The 2,331-nt window shown below is 54.8% G+C and carries 1 protein-coding gene and 1 pseudogene; both read right to left on the bottom strand.

Annotation, left to right across the window (positions count from 1 at the left end):
• Positions 1–147: 147 nt before the first annotated feature.
• Positions 148–1,692 (bottom strand): hypothetical protein, encoded by a 1,545-nt coding sequence (locus LE180_RS03085; protein ID WP_374134015.1) that lies wholly within the window; start codon positions 1,690–1,692, stop codon positions 148–150.
• 155 nt (positions 1,693–1,847) lie between these two features.
• A pseudogene (locus tag LE180_RS03080) lies at positions 1,848–2,331 on the bottom strand (hypothetical protein); the annotation flags it as partial.

Here is a 2,331-nt window from a genome sequence, read left to right as displayed (position 1 = left end):
ATATACAGTGTTGAGGATAAAATCAAAGAAGACGACGGTGATGAAAGCAGCAGAAAAGAAAGCAGTGGCGGTAAAAGAAGACACTCAGCACCACCAAAATTAGGCGTAGTACGGCCATCAGGTCCAAGCAGACTCTTCTACGACCGATTACCACGGCATGTATCGGCAGATATGTTTGAGAAGGTGAATGTGGCGTGGGAGGAGTTTGTTACGGAGGTGGCGTCGAGTGTGATAAAGTCGTCGAAGATGGGGACGGAGGCGGAGAAAGCTGTAAAGGAGATGGCGAAGACGATGCCGATGGGGAGTCTGAATGCGATGTATGCGAGCGACTGGGCGGAGGCGGCGGCGCCGAAGGTGGATAGTCTGATAAGGCGGATGATGGGTATGTCGCAGGAGACGATATCGGAGGTGGAGGCGTGGGAGAAGGAAACGTTTAAGATGGAATCGAGTCTGACGCTGGATGAGAAGTTGGCGACAATAGATCCGAGTCTGAAGTTGGCGGTGAGGTCTCTCGCCGCCCGGGCGGTGGATGAAACATCGCCGTTGGTGGTGACGGTGAGGGCGCAGGCGAATTCGGTGGCGGAGAGGTTGCCGGATTCGGTGGTGAAGAAGTTTTGGGCGGTGGTATGGAGCATTACTCAACAACAGATTTCTCGTCGCCCTCGCCACCACATCAGCCATACTCCATACCACCGCCCAAAACTTCTTCACCACCGAATCCGGCAACCTCTCCGCCACCGAATTCGCCTGCGCCCTCACCGTCACCACCAACGGCGATGTTTCATCCACCGCCCGGGCGGCGAGAGACCTCACCGCCAACTTCAGACTCGGATCTATTGTCGCCAACTTCTCATCCAGCGTCAGACTCGATTCCATCTTAAACGTTTCCTTCTCCCACGCCTCCACCTCCGATATCGTCTCCTGCGACATACCCATCATCCGCCTTATCAGACTATCCACCTTCGGCGCCGCCGCCTCCGCCCAGTCGCTCGCATACATCGCATTCAGACTCCCCATCGGCATCGTCTTCGCCATCTCCTTTACAGCTTTCTCCGCCTCCGTCCCCATCTTCGACGACTTTATCACACTCGACGCCACCTCCGTATCAAACTCCTCCCACGCCACATTCACCTTCTCAAACATATCTGCCGATACATGCCGTGGTAATCGGTCGTAGAAGAGTCTGCTTGGACCTGATGGCCGTACTACGCCTAATTTTGGTGGTGCTGAGTGTCTTCTTTTACCGCCACTGCTTTCTTTTCTGCTGCTTTCATCACCGTCGTCTTCTTTGATTTTATCCTCCTCATTCACCACCGTCACCGCCGTCTTTATCATCTTCTCCGCCACCTCCCTCGTCATCATCAACACCCACTCCTTCTCATCCTCCTTCTCCTTTTTCTTCGTCGCCACCTTCACCGCCCACCACTTTTCCTCTTTCTTTTTCTCTTCCTCATCCGCCACCTTCTTTAACACCTTCATCAGCTTCTCCGTCTTCTCATCCGTCGTCATCACCACAAACTCCTCACCCTCCTCTTGCCTCGCTACTCGCGCTTCCTCTTGCTCTTTCTCTCGCCTCGCTAACTCCTCTAGCTTCTCTACTCGCTCTTTCTCTTGCTCTACCTTCTCTTTCTCTATCTCCTCTTCATCTTCCTCTTGCCATTTCTTCTCTATCTCTTGCCTCGCTACTCGCACTTCCTCTAGCTCTTCCTTCGCTTTCGCCTTCTTACCCTCTGCCTCGCTTTCTTTGCTGACGTTTTTAGATGGATGATGATGAAGCTAAGTTAGTATCAAGTGGCGCAGGTGGCGGTGATGCTGAGTGTACTGATAATTAATGCATTCCACGCCGCCTACTCCGCCTCATCATTTGCCACCTTCCACTTCTTCTCCGCCACCAGCAACGCACTCACCGCCAAATTCAACCTCTCCTCTGCTACTCCCTTCGCCGCCCACGCCWCATTCATCTTATTATTCGCCACCTTCCACGCCTCCAACGCCTCCCTCCTCGCCTTATCCGCCGCCATCCACTTCTCCCTCACCTCATCCGCCGTCGCCCTTGCCTTGTCCAACACCGCCTGCGCCACCTTCACCGTCTCCCTCTCTTGCTTCCCCATCTCCGCTTCAAACTCCGATATCTTCTTTCTCACCGCCTCCACCGCCTCATACGCCTTCCTCTCCCTCTCCCTCTCCCTCGCCGCATCCCTCTCCTTCCCCGCCGCCTCAAGCGCCTTCGCCGCCTCCCTCGCCTCTTCCCACTCCCTCTTCTTCTCCTCCCGCTCCCTCACCATCTCCTTCAGTTCCTTCTCAAGCGTCTCCATCCCCGCGTGAGAAGGA

This window comes from Candidatus Endomicrobiellum pyrsonymphae, assembly GCF_020328025.1.
GTDB lineage: Bacteria > Elusimicrobiota > Endomicrobiia > Endomicrobiales > Endomicrobiaceae > Endomicrobiellum > Endomicrobiellum pyrsonymphae.
Note: the sequence above shows the minus strand (reverse complement) of the source record. Positions and strands in the feature narration are given on the sequence as shown.